This is a genomic window from Streptomyces sp. NPDC029164 (assembly GCF_055563995.1).
The window spans coordinates 177,363-198,647 of sequence record NZ_JBVHWW010000011.1 but is presented as its reverse complement, the minus strand read 5'-3'; the positions used below and the strand labels follow the sequence as shown (position 1 = coordinate 198,647).

Annotated in this window: 21 protein-coding genes and 1 pseudogene; 12 read left to right on the top strand and 10 right to left on the bottom strand. The window is 69.5% G+C overall.

Going from position 1 to position 21,285, the window contains the following annotated elements; all coding sequences use genetic code 11:
- Positions 1–294: 294 nt before the first annotated feature.
- The 4 genes from ACZ4VT_RS13635 to ACZ4VT_RS13620 all read right to left on the bottom strand — a co-directional run bounded on the left by ACZ4VT_RS13635 (position 295) and on the right by ACZ4VT_RS13620 (position 3,979).
- The gene (locus ACZ4VT_RS13635; protein WP_467949210.1) at positions 295–885 is read right to left on the bottom strand and encodes a malonic semialdehyde reductase; all 591 of its coding nucleotides are present in this window, start codon (positions 883–885) and stop codon (positions 295–297) included.
- Between the two features lie 97 nt (positions 886–982).
- On the bottom strand, positions 983–1,201 hold the full coding sequence (locus ACZ4VT_RS13630; RefSeq protein WP_319723379.1) for an exodeoxyribonuclease VII small subunit: 219 nt from the start codon (positions 1,199–1,201) through the stop codon (positions 983–985).
- Positions 1,202–1,264: 63 nt separating this feature from the next.
- On the bottom strand, positions 1,265–2,479 hold the full coding sequence (xseA, locus tag ACZ4VT_RS13625; protein WP_467949207.1) for an exodeoxyribonuclease VII large subunit: 1,215 nt from the start codon (positions 2,477–2,479) through the stop codon (positions 1,265–1,267).
- A 33-nt stretch (positions 2,480–2,512) separates the two neighbouring features.
- A complete protein-coding gene (locus ACZ4VT_RS13620) occupies positions 2,513–3,979 on the bottom strand; it encodes an APC family permease (RefSeq protein ID WP_467949205.1) in 1,467 nt (488 codons plus the stop codon).
- Between the two features lie 86 nt (positions 3,980–4,065).
- Between ACZ4VT_RS13620 and ACZ4VT_RS13615 the strand changes: the two genes are divergently transcribed.
- Both ACZ4VT_RS13615 and ppgK read left to right on the top strand, forming a co-directional pair.
- Complete coding sequence (locus ACZ4VT_RS13615) at positions 4,066–5,058, top strand: 4-hydroxy-3-methylbut-2-enyl diphosphate reductase (protein WP_467949203.1); 993 nt, start codon at positions 4,066–4,068, stop codon at positions 5,056–5,058.
- A gap of 21 nt (positions 5,059–5,079) precedes the next feature.
- Positions 5,080–5,820, top strand: a complete 741-nt coding sequence (gene ppgK / locus ACZ4VT_RS13610; protein WP_467949202.1) for a polyphosphate--glucose phosphotransferase — start codon at positions 5,080–5,082, stop codon at positions 5,818–5,820.
- A 48-nt stretch (positions 5,821–5,868) separates the two neighbouring features.
- On the opposite strand, the gene ACZ4VT_RS13605 is transcribed toward ppgK, so the two are convergent.
- Positions 5,869–6,267, bottom strand: coding sequence for a DUF6542 domain-containing protein (locus ACZ4VT_RS13605; RefSeq protein ID WP_467949200.1), 399 nt, complete (start codon positions 6,265–6,267; stop codon positions 5,869–5,871).
- A 255-nt stretch (positions 6,268–6,522) separates the two neighbouring features.
- Between ACZ4VT_RS13605 and ychF the strand changes: the two genes are divergently transcribed.
- Positions 6,523–7,611, top strand: coding sequence for a redox-regulated ATPase YchF (ychF, locus tag ACZ4VT_RS13600; RefSeq protein ID WP_351583980.1), 1,089 nt, complete (start codon positions 6,523–6,525; stop codon positions 7,609–7,611).
- 133 nt (positions 7,612–7,744) lie between these two features.
- Here the strand turns inward: ychF and ACZ4VT_RS13595 are convergent, their stop codons facing one another.
- Both ACZ4VT_RS13595 and ACZ4VT_RS13590 read right to left on the bottom strand, forming a co-directional pair.
- A complete protein-coding gene (locus tag ACZ4VT_RS13595) occupies positions 7,745–8,074 on the bottom strand; it encodes a hypothetical protein (protein ID WP_467949198.1) in 330 nt (109 codons plus the stop codon).
- A gap of 58 nt (positions 8,075–8,132) precedes the next feature.
- Positions 8,133–8,222: pseudogene (locus ACZ4VT_RS13590) on the bottom strand (type II toxin-antitoxin system prevent-host-death family antitoxin); the annotation flags it as partial.
- Positions 8,223–8,458: 236 nt separating this feature from the next.
- Here ACZ4VT_RS13590 and ACZ4VT_RS13585 point away from each other — a divergent pair.
- The 3 genes from ACZ4VT_RS13585 (at position 8,459) to ACZ4VT_RS13575 (ending at position 11,235) form a co-directional block, all read left to right on the top strand.
- Entirely contained in the window at positions 8,459–9,511 is a 1,053-nt protein-coding gene (locus tag ACZ4VT_RS13585) for a macro domain-containing protein (RefSeq protein WP_467949196.1), read from the top strand.
- Positions 9,512–9,796: 285 nt separating this feature from the next.
- Positions 9,797–10,795 (top strand): hypothetical protein, encoded by a 999-nt coding sequence (locus ACZ4VT_RS13580; protein ID WP_467949194.1) that lies wholly within the window; start codon positions 9,797–9,799, stop codon positions 10,793–10,795.
- A 104-nt stretch (positions 10,796–10,899) separates the two neighbouring features.
- Positions 10,900–11,235, top strand: coding sequence for a PCC domain-containing protein (locus ACZ4VT_RS13575; RefSeq protein ID WP_467949192.1), 336 nt, complete (start codon positions 10,900–10,902; stop codon positions 11,233–11,235).
- Here ACZ4VT_RS13575 and ACZ4VT_RS13570 read toward each other — a convergent pair.
- Entirely contained in the window at positions 11,229–12,194 is a 966-nt protein-coding gene (locus ACZ4VT_RS13570; RefSeq protein ID WP_467949190.1) for a D-isomer specific 2-hydroxyacid dehydrogenase family protein, read from the bottom strand. The genes ACZ4VT_RS13575 and ACZ4VT_RS13570 overlap by 7 nt on opposite strands.
- Positions 12,191–15,118 (bottom strand): SIR2 family protein, encoded by a 2,928-nt coding sequence (locus ACZ4VT_RS13565; protein ID WP_467949188.1) that lies wholly within the window; start codon positions 15,116–15,118, stop codon positions 12,191–12,193. The genes ACZ4VT_RS13570 and ACZ4VT_RS13565 overlap by 4 nt, the downstream gene beginning before the upstream one ends.
- 167 nt (positions 15,119–15,285) lie before the next feature.
- Here ACZ4VT_RS13565 and ACZ4VT_RS13560 point away from each other — a divergent pair, with 167 nt between their 5' ends.
- Complete coding sequence (locus tag ACZ4VT_RS13560) at positions 15,286–15,663, top strand: PadR family transcriptional regulator (protein WP_467949186.1); 378 nt, start codon at positions 15,286–15,288, stop codon at positions 15,661–15,663.
- Complete coding sequence (locus ACZ4VT_RS13555) at positions 15,660–16,256, top strand: hypothetical protein (protein ID WP_467949184.1); 597 nt, start codon at positions 15,660–15,662, stop codon at positions 16,254–16,256. Before ACZ4VT_RS13560 ends, ACZ4VT_RS13555 begins: the two co-directional genes overlap by 4 nt.
- 88 nt (positions 16,257–16,344) lie before the next feature.
- On the opposite strand, the gene ACZ4VT_RS13550 is transcribed toward ACZ4VT_RS13555, so the two are convergent.
- Positions 16,345–17,340: an SMP-30/gluconolactonase/LRE family protein gene (locus ACZ4VT_RS13550; RefSeq protein WP_467949182.1), complete on the bottom strand. Its 996-nt coding sequence runs from the start codon at positions 17,338–17,340 to the stop codon at positions 16,345–16,347.
- A gap of 80 nt (positions 17,341–17,420) precedes the next feature.
- Between ACZ4VT_RS13550 and ACZ4VT_RS13545 the strand changes: the two genes are divergently transcribed.
- From ACZ4VT_RS13545 to ACZ4VT_RS13530, 4 genes are all read left to right on the top strand, one after another.
- Complete coding sequence (locus tag ACZ4VT_RS13545; RefSeq protein ID WP_376619775.1) at positions 17,421–17,858, top strand: MarR family winged helix-turn-helix transcriptional regulator; 438 nt, start codon at positions 17,421–17,423, stop codon at positions 17,856–17,858.
- Positions 17,859–18,006: 148 nt separating this feature from the next.
- Positions 18,007–19,146, top strand: coding sequence for an alpha/beta hydrolase (locus tag ACZ4VT_RS13540; protein ID WP_467949181.1), 1,140 nt, complete (start codon positions 18,007–18,009; stop codon positions 19,144–19,146).
- A 266-nt stretch (positions 19,147–19,412) separates the two neighbouring features.
- Complete coding sequence (locus tag ACZ4VT_RS13535; protein ID WP_467949179.1) at positions 19,413–20,495, top strand: alpha/beta hydrolase; 1,083 nt, start codon at positions 19,413–19,415, stop codon at positions 20,493–20,495.
- Positions 20,492–21,283, top strand: coding sequence for a trypsin-like serine peptidase (locus ACZ4VT_RS13530; RefSeq protein ID WP_467949178.1), 792 nt, complete (start codon positions 20,492–20,494; stop codon positions 21,281–21,283). The genes ACZ4VT_RS13535 and ACZ4VT_RS13530 overlap by 4 nt, the downstream gene beginning before the upstream one ends.
- Positions 21,284–21,285 lie beyond the last annotated feature (2 nt).

Below are 21,285 nucleotides of genomic sequence, written 5' to 3'. Positions count from 1 at the left end.
GGTCGGAGAGCGGAGCCTTGTTGTGTTCGGCGCCCTGCGGGGACACCCCGACACACACCCGACCCCGGCCCAACCGGCCCGGCTGCTACCCCAGAACCTGCGACCTTGCCGCACCCTATTCAGCCTCGCCGCAACCTATTCAGCCTCCGCCTCCGCACTACTCCAGCCTCGCCGGCGTTTGAGGCGCGGGGTGCGGGGCGGAGCCCCGGCCGGGGGGCGCAGACAAAGGGCCGTGCCCCCGGGATTCCGGGGGCACGGCCCTTTTCGCAAACTGCGGCCTGCGGCCGCGACGGCTCAGACCGTGGTGACGACCTCGTCGAACGCCAGGCGCGGGGAGCGCGGGAACGCGGCGTCCTCGCCCGGCTTGCCGATGTTGACGACCATCAGCGGGGTGTGGTCGGCGTCCAGGAACTCCTTCTGGATGCCACCGAAGTCGGCGCCGGTCATCGGGCCCGCGGCCAGACCGGCGGCGCGGACGCCGACGATGAAGTACGCGGCCTGCAGGGCGGCGTTCAGCAGCGCGGACTGCTCGCGGACCGGGCGCTCGGCGAAGAAGAGGTCCTTGGCCTGCGGGAAGTGCGGCAGCAGCTGCGGGAGCTCCTCGTGGAACTCGTTGTCCGCGGAGAGGATCGCGACCAGCGGCGCGGTGGCGGTCTTCGCCGCGTTGCCCTCGGCCATGTGCTTCACGAGGCGCTCGCGGGCCTCGGGGGAGCGGACCAGCGTGATGCGCAGCGGCGTCTGGTTGAACGCGGTGGGGCCGAACTTCACCAGGTCGTAGATCGCCTGGACCTGCTCCTCGGTGACCGGCTCGTCCGAGAACGCGTTGGCCGTGCGGGCCTCGCGGAACAGCAGGTCCTGCGCGGCGGAGTCAAGAACGAGAGACATCGGAAAGCCTTCTTCCATACGGAGGTGAAGCGATGTCCCAGACTCTACGGCCGAAGTAGATGAACTTTCAACTAAATGCCCCTGATGGTGATCGGGATCACTCCTCCTCGGCCGGCTCACGCGCCGCCAGCGCCGAGTCCAGCCGGGCCCGGGCCCCCTCCAGCCAGTGCCGGCACACCTTCGCCAGCTCCTCGCCGCGCTCCCAGAGCGCCAGCGAGTCCTCCAGCGAGGTCCCGCCCGCCTCCAGCTTGCGGACGACCTCGATGAGCTCGTCGCGGGCCTGCTCGTATCCCAGCGCCGTCTCGGCCTCTGCCATTCCCTTTTCCACCCTGTGTGTAGTGCAACCAGTTGGTTGCGGCCGTGTGTCGTGTTTCGCCCGCTACTCGGGCGCGGCGACCCGTACGGAGAAGGTGCCCTCCGCCACCCGCGCGCGCAGCACCTCGTCCGCCGCGAGCCCCTCCGGCGAGCGCACCACATGGCCGTCGGCCCGCTGCAGTACGGCGTACCCGCGCTCCAGCGTCGCGGCCGGGGACAGCGCCACCACCCGGGCGAGGGTGTGGGCGAGCTCCGAGTCGGCCCGGTCCAGCAGGTGCCCGAGCGTGCGCCGGCCGCGCGCCAGCAGCGCGTCCAGCTCGTCCTCCCGGATCTCCACCATCCGCTGCGGGTGGACGAAGACCGGCCGGGCGAGGGCGTGCGCGAGCCCCCGCTCCTCCCTGTCGAGCAGCCCGGTCACCGCGCGCAGCCCCCGAGCCTGCAGCTGGCGTACGCGCTCCAGCTCCTCGCCCACGTCGGGGACCACCTTCTTCGCCGCGTCCGTGGGCGTGGAGGCCCGTACGTCCGCGACCAGGTCCAGCAGCGGGGAGTCCGGCTCGTGGCCGATCGCCGAGACCACGGGCGTGCGGGCCGCCGCGACCGCACGCACGACCTCCTCGTCGGAGAAGGGCAGCAGGTCCTCCACGCTGCCGCCGCCGCGCGCCACGATGATCACGTCGACCTCCTCCAGGGCGTCGAGCTCCTTGACCGCCTGGACCACCTGCGGCACCGCGTGCACGCCCTGGACCGCCACGTTGCGCACCTCGAAGCGGACCGCCGGCCACCGGCGGCGGGCGTTCTCCAGTACGTCGCGCTCGGCGGCCGAGGCCCGCCCGACCACCAGCCCGATCAGCTGCGGCAGGAACGGCAGCGGCTTCTTGCGCTCCAGAGCGAAGAGCCCCTCGGAGGCCAGCGACCGCTTGAGCCGCTCCAGCCGGGCGAGGAGCTCCCCGATGCCGACGGGCCGTATCTCCGTGGCCCGCAGGGACAGCTGGCCGCGCGGGGCGTACCACTCGGGCTTGGCCAGCAGGACGACCCGCGCCCCCTCCGAGACCACGTCCGCGACCTCGTCGAAGACCTGGCGGAAGCAGGTCACGCTGACCGAGATGTCGTGCGAGGGGTCGCGCAGCGTCAGGAAGACCACCCCCGCCCCCGGCCGCCGCGAGAGCTGCGTGATCTGCCCCTCCACCCACACCTGACCGAGCCGCTCGATCCAGCCCCCGATGAGCCGGGACACCTGGCCTACCGGCAGCGGCGCCTCGGCCGACGTATTCAGACCCATGCACGCAGGCTAACGGGCTCCGCTGACAGCGTCTCAGGCCCCGGGGCGGGTGTCGGGTCCCGGAGCCGCGGAATCCGCGGGTCCGCCGGCCGCGCGCGAGGCGCCGGGTGCGCCCGGTCCGTCCGGTCCGCCGCGCCGGCCGCGCTGGGCGAGGAGCACGCCCAGGCCCACCGCCAGCCACGCCGCGCCCACGACCTGCGCCGTCCAGGAGGCCTCCACGATCACCGCGACGGTCACCGCCGCGCCGAGCACCGGCATCACCAGGTGCTTCCACCACACCGGCGGGCCCTCCCGCCGCTTCACCACGAACCACCCCACCACCGACGCGTGCAGCAGGGTGAAGGCCACCAGCGCCCCGACGTCCACGACGGACACCAGGTGGTCCAGCCCGTCATCGCGCCGGGCCGCCCACACGGCGGCGACCAGCGTGACGGTGGCCGCCACCAGCAGGGCCGGCCGCGGGGTGCCGTCCGAGGTCCGCGCGAGCACCCGGGGCAGCCGCCGCTCCCGGGCCATCGCGAACACCAGCCGGCCGGCCGCCGCCTGCCCCGCCAGCGCCGCGAAGGCCGCCCCGATCGCCTTGCCGACCGCCACCAGGTCGTGCAGCCAGGTGCCGACCGAGGACTCCACCGCGTTGTAGAAGGCCGGGCCCTGCTGTCCCGGATCGGCCGCGAGCTCCGCCGCGGACACGGGCATGAGCAGCGCCGCCAGATAGCTCTGCGCGACGAACAGCAGCCCCGCCAGCGCCAGGCAGAAGAGCACCGCCCGCGCCACGCGCTCCGAGCCGCCCGTCACCTCCTCGGCGAAGGAGGCGATCGCGTCGAAGCCGAGGTACGACAGGACCGCCACCGACACCGCGCCCAGCACCGCGGCCGTGCTGAAACCGAGCGAGCCGTCGCCGGTCAGCGGGGACAGCCAGCCGCGCCGCGCCCCTCCCTGGGCCAGTACGGTCACCGCGGCGACCAGGAAGACCAGCAGGACGAGGATCTCCAGGGCCAGCACGGCGAAGCCCACGCGCGCGGCCGCACGTACGCCCCACAGGTTGAGCAGGGTGGTGATCACGACGGCCAGGGCCGTCCACACCCACCGTGAGACCTCCGGCACCAGCGCGTTCATCGCGATCCCCGAGAAGAGGTACGCGACCGCCGGGATCAGCAGGTAGTCGAGCATCGCCATCCAGCCGGCGATCAGCCCCGGGCCCTCGCCCAGGCCCTTGCGGGCGTAGGTGAAGACCGAGCCGGCCTGCGGGGCCACCCGCACCATCTGGGCGTACGAGAAGGCCGTGAAGGCCATCGCGACGGTCGCGGCGAGGTAGACGAGGGCGACGGCCCCGTGCGACGTGGCGTCCAGGGTGCCGAAGACCCCGACGGGGGCCATCGGGGCGATGAAGAGCAGCCCGTAGACGACCAGGTCCCGGAAGCCGAGGCTCCGCCGGAGCGGGCCGCCAGGGGCCCGCTCGGGTACCGGCGGCGCCGTACTGGGATCCGTACCCGACACCATCGGCCCTCCGAGGGATGCTGTGAACACGCTTGCGAACAAGTGTGGGGCGGACGGGGGACGAACGGCCTGCTGGGGACCCCCGTACGATGGAGGGCATGACTGCTGCCGCTTCCCGCCGTGTCCTGCTCGCCGCCCCGCGCGGCTACTGCGCGGGCGTCGACCGAGCCGTGATCGCTGTCGAGAAGGCTCTCGAGCAGTACGGCGCGCCGGTCTACGTCCGCCACGAGATCGTGCACAACAAGTACGTCGTCCAGACGCTGGAGAAGAAGGGCGCCATCTTCGTCGAGCGGACGGAGGAGGTGCCCGAGGGCTCCATCGTGATGTTCTCCGCGCACGGCGTGGCCCCGGTGGTGCACGAGGAGGCGGCGCGCGGCAAGCTCGCGACGATCGACGCCACCTGCCCGCTGGTCACCAAGGTGCACAAGGAAGCCATCCGGTACGCGAACGAGGACTTCGACATCCTCCTCATCGGCCACGAGGGCCACGAGGAGGTCATCGGCACCTCCGGCGAGGCCCCGGACCACATCACGATCGTCGACGGTCCGGACGATGTGGCGGGCGTCGAGGTGCGCGACGAGTCGAAGGTCGTCTGGCTGTCGCAGACCACCCTCTCGGTCGACGAGACGATGGAGACGGTCGACGCGCTGAAGACCAAGTTCCCGCTGCTCGTCTCGCCGCCCAGCGACGACATCTGCTACGCCACCTCGAACCGGCAGGCCGCCGTCAAGGTGATGGGCGCCGACTCCGACCTGGTCATCGTGGTCGGCTCGAAGAACTCCTCGAACTCCATCCGGCTGGTCGAGGTCGCGCTCGACGCGGGCGCGGGCGCCGCGTACCTCGTCGACTTCGCGAGCGAGATCGACGAGGCCTGGCTGGAGGGCGTCACCACCGTCGGCCTCACCTCGGGCGCCTCGGTGCCGGAGGTCCTGGTCGAGGAGGTCCTGGAGTGGCTGGCGGCGCGCGGTTACGCGGACGTGGAGATCGTCAAGACCGCCGAGGAGTCGATCGTCTTCTCGCTGCCCAAGGAACTGCGCCGCGACCTGCGTGCCGAGGCCGCCGAACTGGTCGCAGACAAGTAACTCCTTTCGTACGGTATGTCCATGCAGATCTTCGGCGTGGACATCGGCGGATCCGGGATCAAGGGCGCTCCCGTGGACCTGGACCGTGGCGACCTGGCGCAAGAGCGCCACAAAGTACTGACACCGCAGCCGGCCACCCCCGACGGGGTGGCCGGCTGCGTCGTCGAGGTGGTGCGCCACTTCGACTGGGACGGCCCGGTGGGCGTCACCTTCCCGGGGGTGGTCACGGGCGGCGTCATCCGCACGGCGGCCAACATGGACAAGGCGTGGGTCGGCGTCGAGGCGGCGGACCTGCTCTCGCGGCGCCTGGACGGCAGGCAGGTCACGGTCCTCAACGACGCGGACGCGGCGGGGATCGCGGAGATGGCGTACGGGGCCGGGAAGGGGCGGGACGGCACGGTCATCCTGCTCACGCTGGGCACCGGCATCGGGAGCGCCCTCTTCCGGGACGGACGGCTGGTGCCGAACACGGAGCTCGGCCACCTGGAGCTGAAGGGCCACGACGCGGAGACGCGGGCGTCGGTGAAGGCCAAGGAGGACCACGAGCTCACCTGGGAGCGCTGGGCGCACCGGGTGCAGAGGTACCTGGAGCACGTGGAGATGCTCTTCTCCCCCGACCTCTTCATCATCGGCGGCGGCGTCAGCCGCAAGCCGGAGAAGTTCCTTCCGCTGATCGAGGACGTCCGGGCCGAGATCGTGCCGGCGAAGCTGCAGAACAACGCGGGGATCGTGGGCGCGGCGATGGCGGCCAAGGGCGGGTAGCCGGGATCTTGCCGGGCCACCGGATCCGGGCCACCGGATCTGGCCGGGCTAGGAGGTGGAGGCGGTCCGGCGGGGGAGCCGCCTCTTCCCGATCAGCACGGCCTTGCGCACGATGACGATCAGCGCGGCGACCAGCGTGCCCGCGTACAGCCAGCCGGCGTGCAGCGACAGGGCGGACACCAGCCCCATCAGCTGCCCGCCGAAGCCGCCGGAGCCGCCCGAGATGGGCCACACCCCGGCGGCGAAGGCGATGGGGGCGCTGATCGGCGCGGTGATCAGGTCGGCGGGCCGCACCCAGAGCGCGGCGGCGGCCGCCACGGGCACGAAGAGCAGCCCGTAGACGAAGAGCGAGGAGCCGAAGAGCAGCCAGCAGATCCCGGCGACGAGCACCATGGCGGCGCACGCGAACAGCCCGCCGCCGAGCCCGGTCAGCCGGGGCCGGGGCATCCGCCGCACCGCCGCGGGCCGCGGGTCGCCGCCCCGGGCGGGCATGCCCGTCGGCGGCCGACGGCGCTGGGCCGGGGGTCGCTGCGGGTGAGGGGCCGGTCGCGTCCTGTATTGCTCCACCCCACCAAACTAGGCGGGGAGGGCGCCGGATCCGCTCCCGGACACGCGTACATCCACCGCCGCTCATCGGAAAGTAAACTGTCCGGTGGCCCACCTCCGGGCCGCCGCCCCCTCCAGCTACGGGAAGTCGCCAACGTGTCGCTCACGATCGGAATCGTCGGCCTGCCGAATGTCGGCAAGTCGACCCTGTTCAACGCCCTGACCAAGAACGACGTGCTGGCGGCCAACTACCCGTTCGCCACGATCGAGCCGAACGTCGGCGTCGTCGGCGTCCCGGACCAGCGCCTCGGCGTCCTGGCCGGCATCTTCGGCTCGCAGCGGATCCTCCCGGCGACGGTCGACTTCGTCGACATCGCGGGCATCGTCCGCGGCGCCTCGGAGGGCGAGGGCCTGGGCAACAAGTTCCTCGCGAACATCCGCGAGTCGGACGCCATCTGCCAGGTCATCCGCGCCTTCAAGGACGAGAACGTCGTCCACGTCGACGGCAAGGTCTCGCCGAAGGACGACATCGAGACGATCAACACCGAGCTGATCCTCGCCGACCTCCAGTCCATCGAGAAGGCGGTGCCGCGCCTGACGAAGGAGTCCCGCCTCCAGAAGGAGAAGGTCGCCGTCCTGGCCGCCGTCGAGAAGGCCCAGAAGATCCTGGAGGAGGGTCACACCCTCTTCTCCCGCGGCATCACCAAGGGCACGGAGCAGGGCGACCTCCTCCACGAGCTCCACCTCCTCACCACGAAGCCCTTCCTCTACGTCTTCAACGTGGACGAGGACGAGCTGACGGACGACGCGTTCAAGGCGGAGCAGTCCGCCCTGGTCGCCCCGGCGGAGGCGATCTTCCTGAACGCCAAGCTGGAGGCGGACCTGGTCGAGCTGGACGACGAGGAAGCCCTCGAACTCCTCCAGTCGGTCGGCCAGGACGAGCCCGGCATGGCCACCCTCGGCCGCGTCGGCTTCGCCACCCTGGGCCTGCAGACCTACCTGACGGCCGGCCCGAAGGAAACCCGCGCCTGGACCATCAAGCAGGGCGCCACCGCCCCCGAGGCCGCCGGCGTGATCCACACCGACTTCCAGCGCGGCTTCATCAAGGCCGAGGTCATCTCCTTCGCGGACCTGGTCGCCTGCGGCTCGGTCGCCGAAGCCCGCTCCAAGGGCAAGGCCCGCATGGAGGGCAAGGACTACGTCATGCAGGACGGCGACGTGGTCGAGTTCCGCTTCAACGTCTGACGAGCGACTTACTGCAGTGCCGCTGATCTAGCACATCTGCAGGTCGGAATGGGTCCGACTCCTCGGAGTCGGACCCTTGGCTCTTCCGGTGCTGGGACTGCCCCGTCGTCTGCCTTGAGAGCGGCCGGCGGGACTACGCCGCTGCCGTGAGGCCCGGCTCGGCCGGACGCTTCTCCTGGGACTCCGGGATGTCACCTGGCGCCGGGCGGTTACGCCGTTTCTCGCCCTGCCGGCGGGAATCGCGGAGCGCGCGTCGGGGCGTCGGAAACAGGCCGCGGAGGTACTCGGCGAGATCATCATCCGGGCCAGCGAAGACGCACGACTGTGCCGTACCCAGGCGGCGCACTGCCGCGCCGAGCTCGGCCAGGTCACCGTCGCCCTTCAGCAGTTCCAGGCCATCCTCGGCCAGGTCCGCACCATCGAAAGCGATGCCAGCGACGACGCAGACCGGTACGTGGGTCATATGGCGCGAGTTCGCGGCCTTTGTGCTGTCCGGGCGGAACCTCGATCAGCTACACGCTCAGCACTTCGATGGAGACGACGGCGCCTGCTTTCTTGCCTCGGCGTGTGATCACTGTGGGTACGTCGTCGCGATCGGCGCGCTCGGCCAGGTGTGCGCGCGTCGCGGATGAACCTCCATGTACTGCCCAGGCTGAGTTCTGTGTGGCGGGGGCACGTGAGGTGGCTGCAAGGGATGCCATCCGCCCGTGACGGCCGTGTGGCTGTGACGGCCAAGTGTCGTGATGTCCGTGGGACATGACGCTTCTTCGGGAGTAGCCTCCGGGGCGGGCGTGTGCCTCGAAGGTAGGCGTCCCACTGGGGTGCAACAGGGGAGGACGCGACACCGGTGAGCTGGCTGCTGTTGGGTGTGACGAGTGTTCTCATTGCGACGGGCATAGGGCTGCAGATCTGGGCTTCGGGACCGAGGGGGCAGGGGCGGCAGTATGCGCTGCAGTTACCTTCCGTTCTCCTCTACTCGCTGGCAAGCGCGCTTTTCCTGTATTCGACGTTCCCGGACTCGATCTCGGAAGGCAGAGCGATGGGGTTCGGGCTCGGCGGAGCCGCCGGGTTTGCCGGGTTCTTCATGATCGCCTCCTATTCCTGGCTTTCCAGGACGAGGCCCCACGACGAGACCGCCGCCGCGCTCAAGGCCGCCACGAAGGAGAATGCCAGACTCCGGAAACAGCTGGACCGCGCCTTGGCGGCGCACGACGCGCCGGTGCCGCCGGCACGCAGCACCCGGTACGAGATTCCGCTCAAGGGCAGCCGCCGGCACCACCTCGGGATGATTACCGGAAATCTGGCGAACGTCTTGGGGGTGGACGTGTGGGTCAATCCCGAGAACACCCAGATGGACATGTCCCGTGTCACCGAGCCGACGATCTCCGCGACGATCCGCTATCACGGAGGGACGCGGGATACCGGCGGACACCTCGTGAGAGACCGGATCGCCCAGGAACTGGCCGGGAAAATGGCCGGTCAGACCCACGTCGCCGCGGGCCAGGTGCTGAGTACCGGGCCAGGAGAGCTCCGCGCGAGCCACCAGGTCAAGCGCATCGTCCACGTCGCCGCTGTCGAGGGCGAGCCGGCATCGGGGTTCAGGCAGGTCATGGACCTGGACCGGTGCGTGCGCAATCTGCTGGGCGAGGTGGACCGGCTGAACGAGGCGGGAGAGGGGCTGCGCTCCGTCGTGTTGCCGTTGCTGGGGACCGGGGGTGGCAACAGCGATCTGCGGAAGACCGCCGAGGTGCTGGCGATCGCTGTCGCGGGCTACTTCCAGGCCCATCCGGCCTCCCGGATCCGCACCGTCTATCTACTGGCCTATACGGATGTGCAGGCCGAGGTCTGCCGGTCCGTTCTCACGCTGCTTCCGGAACTGATTGATCCGCCGGAGGCGTGATTTCGACGTCGAAACCGCTTCTTGTCAGCCTGGTCGGGGCGCTGCCATAGTGCTCGACAAGGAGGGGTCATGGGTCGGAGCGGTGCTGAAATCACCTGTCACTTATGTGCAGCCGATGGAATGCCGTGCAATCGGTGCCGAGCATTCCACTCCCTGCCGAAAGGCAGACTGTTCCAAGCATTTCTCACCTTTGCCATCGGTGCGCCGCACCGGCTCCAGAGGCCGCTTCTGCGGAAGACCCCGGCCCTCTGCTGGGCCGGCAGCTTCGCGGTCCTGCTCGCTTCCGTGAGCCTGGGGGCAGCCGCCGTGCTGGCCGGTTCGGCGTCCGCTCCGCTGCCGGTCAGGTTGTCGGCCGCGGCAGCGGCGTCGATGTGCTGCGTGGTCGCAGCAGGGGCCTTCCGGGCCCAGCACAACTTCGTCCTGCACCATGCCAGCCACGGAGATCTGGGGCTCCACGGCAGGCTGATAGGCGAGTTGGCGGGTGTGGTCGGCATGACCCAGTCCTTGGCCGACTACCGCGCCGACCACGCGGTGCACCACGCCTCACTGGCCATGGACGACGACCCCGACCAAAAGGATCTCGGACGGTTGGGCATCGTCCCCGGGCTTCCGAGGCAGGAGTACCCCCGGAGGCTGGTGCGGGCGCTGATCTCACCACGGCTGATCGCGCACACCGTGGCCAAACGACTCGGCCGGAACTTCGCACCCCGGCGGCGTCCCCTGCGCACCGCTTGCTTCGTGGGGCTCCAGGCGGTCCTGCTGCTGTTCGCGGTGGCATGCTCCCTGAAGCTCGGCGGGCCCGCGCCACTGATCGCATGGGCCGTCGCATGGGTCCTTCCGCTGACAGTCGGCCACCACATGAGCATGGTGCTCTACGCGCTGGGCCTACACGCGTGGTTCAAGGAGTCCGAGGAGCCCGGCTGGTCGGGATACGCGGAGAAGACCGGTGCCCGGTTCTTCGCCGACCGCACTCCGGATCCGGCGCCTTGGACCCCGGCCCACCTGCGTGCCTGGTGCACATGGTGGATGCGTTTCCTGTTCTGGCATCTGGCCGTCGGACGGCTCTTCGTCATCGGCCTGACCGACAACGGCTGTCACGACGCACACCACGCGGACCCGGCGGGGCGCCGCTTCGACTGGGCCAACGCCGCCTATGCGAGGGCGGACATGTTGGACTCCAGTCCGCAGGCCAGAGCCCATTTCTGGCACACATGGACGCTTGGCGAGGCGATCGCGCAGAACTTCGACCAGCTGGCGAAAGAGGCCAGGGGCGGGGTTCGCTGAGACGGTGTGACGGAGCCGGCCGACTGGCTAGGATCGCCCCGTTGGGCGGCGCGTACCGTGGCCGCGGCGCGCCCGGATGCCACTTGGATCGTGCGGGAGAGACGATGCTGACCATCGAAGTGAGCCAGGGCGAAGAGGTGTTGAGCCGCGTACGGGCGGAGCTGGCGGCGCGAAGCGTCGTCAAGGGAGCGATCGTATCCGTCATCGGGGCCGTGGACCACTGCGAGGTCAGCACCATGCCCAAGGGTGACGCCGGCTCCGATGTCATCCGGACGTACACCGATCCACTGGAGATGTTCGGCACGGGGGAGGTGCGTGACGGCGTTCCGCACATCCACGCCGTGTTCGGCACGGAAGACGGAAGCGCCGTCAGCGGTCACCTGCATGCAGCAACGGTTGGCCACTGGTTCGTCCGCGTCTATGTGATTGTGGATCAGTAGCCCTGCCCTGCGTCGACGAGACCCTCCAACTCGAGACCGGCTCGCAGGTTCGCCACGTTGCGCGTCACCCGTCCGCACAGCATGGCGGCCACATACTCGGCCGAGTCCGCACAGTGAGAAGTGATGAGGGCTCCGGGATGATGCCAGAGCGGATGCCCCTCAGGGAGTGGCTCTGGTTCCGTGACATCGAGCGCCGCGGCCGCGAGTGATCCGTCCCGCAGAGCCGAGTACAGAGCTTCGGTGTCGACGTGTCCCCCGCGTGCGACGTTGACCAGGACCGCGTGGGGCGGGAGCAGGGCCAGCTGTTCGGCGCCGATGATGTTCCTGGTTTGCGGAGTCAGCGCGAGGGCGAGCACCAGCACGTCCGTCTCGGGCAGGACCTGGTCCAACGCGGACACCGGGAGGGTCTCATCGACCCCCTCCATCGGCTGTGCTGTGCGGCGCAGTACCCGAATCCTGCATTGGAAGGGGTGCAACAGCCGCACCAGCGACGCGGAGGTTCCTCCACCACCCAGGATGGTGACGCGTCGGCCGAAGAGCGAACCGGGGTCGATCGAGTGCCAGCGAGGAGTCCGGGCCTGCACCACGACATGGCGCAGAGATGCCAGGACCAGGGTCAGAGCGTGTTCGGCGACCTGATCGGCGAACAGGCCCTTGGCGCAGGTGAACGCCACATCGCGGTCCATGAAGCCTTGTGCCACGAGCTCCTCCACCCCCGCCCAGGGGAACTGAACCCAGCGGATGGCGGGATGTTTGTCCAGGAATCTGCCCAGTTCGCCGACACCGTCCTGGGTGAGCCACACGAGCCCGCCGGCCTGATCGGCCGTGGCCACGTGGCCGCCCCCTGCGCGGACTGCATCAGCGATCCGGCTGCGCATGGCGGCGAGTTCCGGATCGTTGGCCCGCCCTGTCGCGGTGTCTCCCAGGGCGGCCGGCTCGATCGCAATGGCGCTGTTCATGGTGCTCCCTGTCCCAACGACGATCTCATCCGCGGGATCAGCGCCCTGATCTCCGCCACGTCCTCATGGCGCTCAACCTCTTCCAGGGTCTGGAGGATGTCGTCAGCCGCCACGTCGCTCACTTGTTGCAGCAGTGCCAGCGAGAGCCAGCGGGCCACCCCGTCGCGGTGGTTGAGCGCCTCACCACAGAACCGGCTGGCGACCGTCTTCAGTTGGTCCGAGGTGAGCGTCAGGAGATGGGGCAGCCGCCTGCCGTTGGGCTCGCTCGCAAGCCGCTGGGCGGACTCCCAGCGGATCTCGAGCACGCGGAAGATGACGGCGGTGAGGTAGAGGCCCCTTACTTCCTTGTCGCGGTCGAGCAGCTGGATGACATTGCTGGTCAGGGCGGGGTCTCCCACTTTGGAGATGATGCCGGCCGCGTTGACTTGGAGCAGGGATGTCTCCCCCTCGTTCATCCAGCGCTTCAGCGTCGCGATGTGAACGGGCTCGCGCAGGAGCAGGTCCTTGATGAACTGGTCGGTCTCATGCGACGTCTGGGCCTCCGTGAGGCGCCTGCTGTCGTCCTCGCAGATGTCGGCGAAGATCCTCTGCGCGATGAAGAATTCCATGAACGACTTGTGGGCGAAGCTGTAGTAGCCCGCTCTGTCGCGCTGCAGGAACGACTGGGTGCGGACATCGTGCTCGTAGTTGTAGACGAGCGGTGTCCGGCTGTGGGGAAGGGACTCGAGCAGAGTCCGGGGAAGTTCCGAATAGTGCACCGACGCCGTCTCTCGCCGGAACATCTCCCAGGCGAGTTCCTGCATGAGGGCGCGGTGGTCCCGGGAGTCGAGGATGGAGCGCTGCTCCGTCAGGTTCTTGCGCATCCACTCGTCGGTGTAAGTCTCGTAGAGCGTGGCGGGGTTGACCGTCGCCTGCTGGACGAGCATCGGAAGAGTGGTGGCGATCATCGACAGCAGGATCGGCCGCTGAGCCAGGTCCGCGAGGTCGTAGATCCGCTTCATCTGCTCGTGGTACGCCTCGGACCGGCTGCCGACGAGGCGTTGCAGCGCCTCACGGATCCGTTGCTCGTCGAACTGCAGGAGATGCAGGATCTCGAAATTGGGCCGCTCCCTCAGGTGGATGCGCTGGAGGCCTTCTCCGGCCAGGACCTCGCGCTCCTCCAGGTCGGTGCGGAAGTAGCTGGTCCGGCATGTCAGGACGGCCTTGCAGTTTGCCTCGGGTTCCACGATCTTGGCGAGTTCGTCGAAGTTCCGGACGGTGGCCAGGTCGTCGACCCGGGCCTGCATCTCATCGAAACCATCGAGGATCAGGACCAGGCTGTCGTGGCGGTTGAGGAACTGGAACGTCTCGTATCCACCGGGCAGGTGCAGGCCGTAGCTGTTCACGAGGGTGTCGGTGATGAGCTCTTTTATGTTGACGGTGTCGCCGCGGGAGCGATCGCGCAGGGAGATCAGAATGGGGACACGATTGTGCTCGCAGTCCTCCAGGTAGCGGCGGGCGAGGGTCGCTGCATAGTGGCGGCACAACCAGGTCTTTCCCGTGCCGAAGTCTCCGACGATCGAGATGTGGTTGCGGCCGGGGGTATCGATCCACACGTCGAGGAAGGCCTCCACGTCGTCGAAGCTGTCGACACTGATCGACGTCGCCCGTAGCCGGTCGTACTGGGGTACTTCGCAGGCCAGGCTGACCCACAGATCGTCGATGCGTTGCCTCTCGTGCTCCTCGATGAGGCGTGAAAGATAGCTGTCGATGTTCAGCATGGTGCGGTAGAACTGCGCGATGGACATGATCCGGGTGTCCGGACTGTTCTCGGCGCGGACTTTGGCCTGGGACGTGAAGACGCCGCTGCGATAGGCGACGACCCAGATCTCCCCTTCCGTCTCATCGGACGCCCGCAGAGCCTGCGCCCCCTCGATGTGGCCCGAACCGACACTTCCCTCCACACAGCGGACCCAGCGCAGAATGTGAGTGCCTTCGCTGTGCTTGCTGGCGCGGAAATCCACCACTCCCGGACTGCGCCGAGGCTGGGACAGGGAGTAGCCCATCGTTTTGAGCAGCCCCATCACCTCGTTCGCGAGCTGCGTGTCGCTCCTCGTTCTGTGCTCCACCGCGCTTTCGGCGGGCGGTGGCGCGTGTCGTGCGGCCCGCTGTCGGAGTTCGGTGAGCCAGGTCAGGAGGACCTCGCTTGGGGAACGGCCGGCCAAGGTGAGGTTGATGACGCGTACGCCGCGGCGCTCAAGGTCCTTCACCGCCAGCGCGGGCGCGTCGAACTGGACCGAATAGAGATTGCGCCGGTAGTCGCCGGACTCCTGGCGCAGCTGGGTCAGCAGGGTGCGCAGATCGGGATCGGTGACGCTGTACCCGATGAACAGCACCGTACGGGTCTGCAGGGTCGAGCTGAGCAGCCGAACGAGGGAAGGGCGGTCGGTCGTGATGCCTTCGTAGTCACTGGAGGTGATGACGATTGATTCCGGGATGGCGAGGTCGCCGTGGATCTTGACGATCTGGACGCGATCACTCGACCAGAATCCCGCGTCGACCGCGCGGGTCACGGTGCTGTAGGGCTTGCGGTCCGCCCGGTAGGTCTGCTCGATGAGGTCGTCGAAATTGGTCGTGACGACCAACGGGACGGGAAGTGCGGCGGCAGCATGATGTACCGGCGTGGGCTGCAGATGCAGGGTGTCCAATTGGTCCCGGATCCTCTGCACGAGGCGGTTCCTGCCGAACTCCAGCTCGTAGTAAGCGGCGATGTCCCGGTGGTCCGCGTCTGGAGGACATCCGGGGATCTCGTCGGCGAGTCCGTGCACCAAGCCCTGCCAATCCGGCAGCCCGGCGCCCTTGGACAGTCCCGCTCCCACGAAGAGCACACCATTTCCGCGCCCGAACTGCTCTGCTAACTCAAGCGGGATTTCGAACGCGCTCATCGATCCGATTCCTCTCGCCGGCGTGGTTCCTCAGCTACGGATGGCTGCACGTATTGTGCCGGGGCTCCGTGACCTGTGTCTGCCGACCGCACCAAGGTGAGGGGATTCCCGCCGACGGGCCGGGAGTCGATCCTTGCGGTGCAAGGTAGTGCGCTATCTTGTGGTGCATGACAAAGGGGATGGCCGGCGCCGGTGACCAGCGGCGCAGTCAGCTCCTGCGCGGGGTGCTCGACCTGTGTCTGCTCTCGTTGATCGCCGAGCGGCCCAGGTACGGCTTCGAGTTCGCCGAGGCGCTCGCCGGGAGTGGGATGGAGATCGTCAGTGACGGCAGCATCTATCCGCTGCTCGCGCGGATGGAGCGGGCGGGGCTCGTCTCCTCGTACCGGGCGCCGTCGCCCAGTGGTGGCGCCCCGCGCAAGTACTACCGCCTGACCGAGGCGGGGCGTGCCGAACTGAGCGGGGGCCGGGCCGACTGGCAGGCCTTCGCCGGGGCGGTGGGCCGGATCCTGACCGGCACGGAGTCCACGGGGGACAGCACACCATGACGAACGCGCAGATACTCGCCGCCTGCCGCAGCAACTGGGAGTACCGGGGGGTCGACGGGGCCTCCCTGCGCGAGATGCTCGACGAGCTCTCCGCGCACCTCGAGGACGCGGAGGCCGCCGGCCGCACCGCGCAGGACGTCGTCGGCCGGGACGTCCGGGCCTTCGCCGCCTCCTGGGCGCGGGCGCGCGCCCCGCTCTCCCGGCGGGCGCCGCGCACGGTGGCCATGGCCTTGTTCGTGGCCGGCTGGCTCCTGTTGGGCGCGTACCTGATCCGGTGGACCACCGAGGTGGACGTGACCGCCGGTTTCCTCGCCTTCTGGCTGGCCACGGGGACCGCCACCGTCGCCTGGGAGCTGCGGCGTGGCAGCATCGGCCTGCGCAAGAGCTGGCTGGTCGGGCTCGCCGTCGGGCTGCCCGCGGCGGTGCTCGCGATGCGGCTGGTCGGTGACGGGGTGCTGTTCACGCTGCCGCTGTGGGCCGCACCGCTCCTGCTGCTGCCCGGACTGCCGTACGCGGTCGCCGACGCGCGCGCCGCGAGGCGCGGCCGCAAGGCCGCAGTCGAAGCCGAAGCCGAAGCCCCCGAGGTGAGCTGAGCGGGGCGGAAGGGGGTGGCTCGACTGCCCCTCGCGGACCGGCTCGTGGCCAAGGCCGGCGAGCCGATCCACAAGGCCGCCGCAGGGGTCAGAGGCCGCGGACCGAGGCGACCGTGAACGTGGTGGGAGTGCCTTCGCCCGGGGACATGGGGCCGCCCTTGTCGAACTGCGAGCGGACCACCAGGGTGCGGCCCGGGGTGTGGGCGAGGGTGGTGGGGATCTGCAGCGACGGGTCCGTGATCGTACGGGTCAGCCGGGCGCGGGTGCCGTTCGCCGAGAGCTGCCAGCGGCTCAGGGTGTTGGTGGTGTTGTGCGCCACGCGCAGGGTGCCGTCGGGGGAGAGGTCGAGGCCGTCGGCGGCCTTCAGGTCGCCGCCGTCGAGGGCGACCCGGCTGAGGGCTCCGGTGCGCAGGTCGATGCGGAAGAGCTCGCCCTCGATCATGTCGACGGTGAGGAGATAGCGGCCCGCGCGGTCGGAGACGATGCCGTTGAGGCTGAAGCCGCCCGCCGGCCGGGGGCGCAGCACCGGGGTGAGGTCGTAGGCCTGGGTCAGGACGCCGCTGCCGGCGGCCAGCTGGTCCGGTGTCACGCGGTAGACCACCCCGCGCACGCTGTCGGTCAGGTACGCGGTGCCGTCCGGGGCGAGGGTCAGGTCGTTGACGAAGCGGGCGGGAGCCCCCGCGGCCACCTCGAAGTGGGCGAGGCGCGCCCCGGTGGCGGTGTCGTAGACCGACACGCCCGCGGTGGAGTCCGTCACCCAGAGGCGGCCGCGGGCGTCGACGCGCAGGCCGTTCGCCGTGTGCCGGCCGTCGGTGCCGGAGGGCAGGAACACCTCCGCCTCGGGCCGGCCGGGGCGGGCCCGGTAGACGGTGCCGTCCGCGTACGAGCCGACGTAGACCGTGCGGGTGCGCGGGTCCGTGGCGATGCCCTCGGGGTAGACCTTCGCGCCGGGCAGGACGAAGGCCGTGGATATCCGGCCGTCGGTCGCCTGCGCGGGTGCCGCGCCCACGGTGAGGGACGCGGCCAGGGCCGTGGTGAGGGCCAGGACCGTGGTGGGCAGGAACTTCTTCTGCGGTGCACGCATGGGCAGGTGTCCTCTTCTCGATGTGTGAGGACGAAGATAAATTAGAGCTCTAATGCATGCAAGGGTCGTAGGATGCGGGAATGACCTCCATGCCCCCCGAGGAGCGGATCGGTGCGCACATCAAGCGCGCCGAGCAGGCACTTCTCGCGGCGAAGAACGTTGCGTGCAAGCCGGCCGCAGTAACGGTTCCGCAGTACGCCGCGCTGCTCTGGCTGGCCGAGAAGCCCGGCATCTCCGCGGCCGCGCTCGCCCGGCTGTGCGGGGTGACGCCGCCGACCATGAACACCGTCCTGAAGAACCTCCAGGAGCGCGGCCTCATCGAGCGGACCCCGCACGAATGGCACCGCAACGTGCTGGAGACCCGGCTCACCGACGAGGGTCGGGCGGTGATGGAGCTGGCGGACACCGGGGCGGTACGGGTGGAGCGGGCGCTCGCGGCCGCGTTCAGCGCGGAGGAACGGGAGTTGCTCATCGGGCTGCTCGGGCGGTGCGCGGAAGTGCTCGACGCCCAGCGCTGAGACCTGCTCGTTCCGCCGAGAAGCCCGCAGTGATCCCCGCCATGATTTTGCTCGGACTTGGAACTGTGCGGGGGTCTCGCGCATCAGCACTAAGGGATGCCCACCCGTTCTGCCCTCGGGGCAGTCAAGACCGTTCGGAGCGAAGTTCGTGCACCAGCACCCGCAGCACCAGGGCTACCAGGAGCAGCAGGAGTATCAGGAGCAGCAGGCGCCCGCGCAGCCCAAGCACACCCGGCGCCGAATAGGGATCAGCGCGGTGGTCGCCCTCGCGCTCCTCCTCGGCGGCGGCGGGTTCGCCGCCTGGAAGCTCGACTGGTTCTCCGGCAACGGCGAGGCGGTGAGCTTCGGCAAGAACCCGCCCCCGGCCCCGGCCCCGGAGAAGTCCGAGCCGGGCGCGCCGGCCACCCCGGTCAAGCCCTCCGGCGACCCGGACGTGCTCATGCCGAGCGGCCCGAAGTCCGACTTCAAGCAGACGACCAAGCTCGACGACGGCACGATCATCGCCAAGACCCGCCTCGCGGGCGCGAAGTCCGGCTTCGAGGGCGACGTATGGGTGTGGGCGCCCAAGGAGTACGACGACCCCAAGTACGCCAAGAGCGGTTTCCCGGTGCTCATCGCGCTCCCCGGCGGCAACGGATTCCCCGCCAACTACTGGTCCGACCGCAGCCTCGGCCTCCAGAAGGCCATCAGCGACGGCGTCCAGGCCGGGACCAGCCTGCCGTTCATCGTGATCATGCCGGTGCTGAACCCGGACGCCAAGTACTACTACGACGGCTCCGACATCCCCGGCCAGGCCAAGATGGGCACGTGGATGGCCGAGGACGTCCCGGACTTCGCCAAGGCCAACTTCCGTACGTACAAGTCCCGCGACGGCTGGGCCTTCATGGGTTCCTCCTCCGGCGCCTTCGTCGGCATGAAGACGGTCCTGCAGCACCCGGACCGGTTCAAGGCCGTGATCGCCAGCGGCGGCGAGATCGTTCCCGATTCCCCGCTGTGGAAGGGCCACCAGGCGGAGATGGACGCGAACAACCCCGAGAAGCTCGCGAAGAAGCTGATCGACGGCAATGGCCCCGAGGTCTACATCAACTTCCAGATCGGTACGAAGGAGAGCGGGAAGGAGCGGATGACGAAGTTCCAGCAGCAGTACGGCAAGGGACCCGTCAAGATCACCATCCGCGACATCCAGAACGGCGAGCACAACGGCTGGCACTACGTCCGGGGCATGAAGGAAGGCTCCCTGGAATGGGTCAGCAAGGTGCTGAAGGGCCCGAAGCCCGAAGCCGGCTGAGCCGCTCCGCCGACCCCGCGCCGACCCCGCGCGGACCCTCCGCCGACCCTCCGCCGAACCGGCGCCGACCCTCGTCCTGCCCCCGCCCCGACCCCTGCGCGTGCACCGCGTGGCCGCCGTTCGGCCGCCACGTGGTGCTCACCACGTCCCGCCCGTCCCAGGCAACCCATCCTGTCGTTCATACCTCTGTAAAGGGTGTAAGGGGGGACCGATCGGTCCGACCCGCGCTCCGAGGTGAGCGCCGGAGAAGGAACGGGACAACAACCGTGCAGCATGACCAGCAAGGCGACGGCAGCCCCATGACCAAGGGCAGCAGCCGTCGCCCCCACCGCCTGCGCCTGATTCTGATCAGCAGCGGACTCGCGCTCACCCTCGCCGGAGGCGCAGCCGCGTACAAGCTCGGCGTCTTCTCCGACATAGGGGATCCGGTCTCCTTCGGGAAGGTCCAGGAGAAGGCGGCCGCCGCCTCCGAAGTTCCGCCGGAGGTACGCATGCCCACCGGGCCGGCGGCCCAGTTCGTCCGCACGTACCGGCTCCCGGACGGCACGCAGATCGGCCGGACCACCCTCACCGGCAAGAAGTCCGGCTTCACCGGCGACGTGTGGGTGTGGGTGCCCAAGGAGTACGACGACCCGAGGTACGCCAAGAGCGGTTTCCCGGTCCTGATCTCCCTGCCCGGCGGCCGCGGCTACCCCACGAACTACTGGGGGACCGGACCCGGCCTCGGCCTGCAGAAGGCCGTGAGCGACGGGGCCAAGGCCGGTACCAGCCTGCCCTTCATCCTCGTCATGCCGGTGCACAACGCCGACACCAAGCACCACTTCGACGCGTCGGACATCCCCGGAGAGCCCAAGATGGGCACCTGGATGGTCGAAGACGTCCCCGATTTCACGAAGGCCAATTTCCGCACCTTCACCTCCCGCGACGGGTGGGCCTTCATGGGCTCCTCCGCCGGCGGGTTCGGCGCCTTCAAGCACGTCCTGAAGTACCCCGACCGGTTCAAGGCCGCCATCGCGAGCGGGGTCGACATCGTCCCCGATTCCCCGCTGTGGAGGGGAAACACGCAGGCCATGGACGAGAACAACCCCGAGAAGCTCGCCGAGAAGCTGATCAAGGCGGGCGGTCCGGACGTCTACATCAACTTCCAGATCGGCACCGCGGAGAGCGGCCGCGACAAGGCCGAGAAGTTCATGAGCGACTACGGGAGGGGCCCCGTGCACACCCAGCTCCAGGTGATCCAGGATGGTGAGCACAACGGGAAGTCGTACGTGCGCGGTATGAGGGAGGGCGCTCTGGAGTGGATCAGCAAGGTGATGAAGGGACCGACACCCGAGCCCGCCGTGCGATGAGCACGGTGGTGAAGGGGGCCTCCGCGGCCGCCGCCGCGGGAATCGCGGCAGTGTGCGCCGTCGCCTTCCTCAAGGTGCCCGGGGACCGGCCCGTGCTGCCCTTCCCCACCGTCGGCGTCCTGATGGCGGGCGGCGAGCACTGGTGCACGGCGAGCGTCGTCGACAGCCCGAAGGGCAACGTCGTCGCCACCGCCGCCCACTGCGTGGCCCCCGCCGGCGAGGACGGCCGGCCGGGCGAGGTGGCCCACGACGGCCTCGCCATCGGCGAGCTCTCCTTCGCCCCCGCCTTCTCCGGCGAGGGCGACGGCAGCCAGCCCCTCGGGGTGTGGAAGGTCCGCTCGATCCATGTGGACGACCGCTGGACGAAGTGGGGCGAGGACACCGCCGACTTCGCCTTCCTCACCATCGCGCCGGACGACGACGGGCGCAGCGTCCAGGACGCCGTCGGCGGTCGCGCCGAAGCCCCGAAGCCCGAATGGACCTCCGGGTACGAGCGGGACGTGACCGTCGTCGGCTATCCGGAATCCGAGCACAACCCGCAGAACAAGCCCGTCTCCTGCACGACGCAGACCCGCCACGACGACGACGATCCCGACATGCTCTACATGAGCTGCGCCGGGTTCTGGACGGGGACCAGCGGCAGCCCCTGGATCGCCGACCGGGGCGGCGTGGACCGGGCCGGGCGGCTGATCGGGGTCCTGAGCGGCGGGGACACGGACGTGGACTCCACGGCCGCGCTGTTCGACGAGCACGCGAAGGCCCTCTACGAGAAGGCCGCGCGGGACTGAGC

Bases quoted from the DNA above. Each gene is read 5' to 3' on its own strand.
- ACZ4VT_RS13530 (WP_467949178.1), top strand. From the start codon at position 20,492: ATGAGCACGGTGGTGAAGGGGGCCTCCGCGGCCGCCGCCGCGGGAATC.
- ACZ4VT_RS13605 (WP_467949200.1), bottom strand. From the start codon at position 6,267: ATGCCCCGGCCCCGGCTGACCGGGCTCGGCGGCGGGCTGTTCGCGTGC.
- ACZ4VT_RS13550 (WP_467949182.1), bottom strand. From the start codon at position 17,340: ATGCGTGCACCGCAGAAGAAGTTCCTGCCCACCACGGTCCTGGCCCTC.
- ACZ4VT_RS13570 (WP_467949190.1), bottom strand. From the start codon at position 12,194: ATGAACAGCGCCATTGCGATCGAGCCGGCCGCCCTGGGAGACACCGCG.
- ACZ4VT_RS13620 (WP_467949205.1), bottom strand. From the start codon at position 3,979: ATGGTGTCGGGTACGGATCCCAGTACGGCGCCGCCGGTACCCGAGCGG.
- xseA (WP_467949207.1), bottom strand. From the start codon at position 2,479: ATGGGTCTGAATACGTCGGCCGAGGCGCCGCTGCCGGTAGGCCAGGTG.
- ACZ4VT_RS13555 (WP_467949184.1), top strand. From the start codon at position 15,660: ATGACGAACGCGCAGATACTCGCCGCCTGCCGCAGCAACTGGGAGTAC.
- ACZ4VT_RS13595 (WP_467949198.1), bottom strand. From the start codon at position 8,074: ATGACCCACGTACCGGTCTGCGTCGTCGCTGGCATCGCTTTCGATGGT.
- ACZ4VT_RS13545 (WP_376619775.1), top strand. From the start codon at position 17,421: ATGACCTCCATGCCCCCCGAGGAGCGGATCGGTGCGCACATCAAGCGC.
- ACZ4VT_RS13575 (WP_467949192.1), top strand. From the start codon at position 10,900: ATGCTGACCATCGAAGTGAGCCAGGGCGAAGAGGTGTTGAGCCGCGTA.
- ppgK (WP_467949202.1), top strand. From the start codon at position 5,080: ATGCAGATCTTCGGCGTGGACATCGGCGGATCCGGGATCAAGGGCGCT.
- ACZ4VT_RS13630 (WP_319723379.1), bottom strand. From the start codon at position 1,201: ATGGCAGAGGCCGAGACGGCGCTGGGATACGAGCAGGCCCGCGACGAG.
- ACZ4VT_RS13635 (WP_467949210.1), bottom strand. From the start codon at position 885: ATGTCTCTCGTTCTTGACTCCGCCGCGCAGGACCTGCTGTTCCGCGAG.
- ACZ4VT_RS13560 (WP_467949186.1), top strand. From the start codon at position 15,286: ATGACAAAGGGGATGGCCGGCGCCGGTGACCAGCGGCGCAGTCAGCTC.
- ACZ4VT_RS13615 (WP_467949203.1), top strand. From the start codon at position 4,066: ATGGAGGGCATGACTGCTGCCGCTTCCCGCCGTGTCCTGCTCGCCGCC.
- ACZ4VT_RS13565 (WP_467949188.1), bottom strand. From the start codon at position 15,118: ATGAGCGCGTTCGAAATCCCGCTTGAGTTAGCAGAGCAGTTCGGGCGC.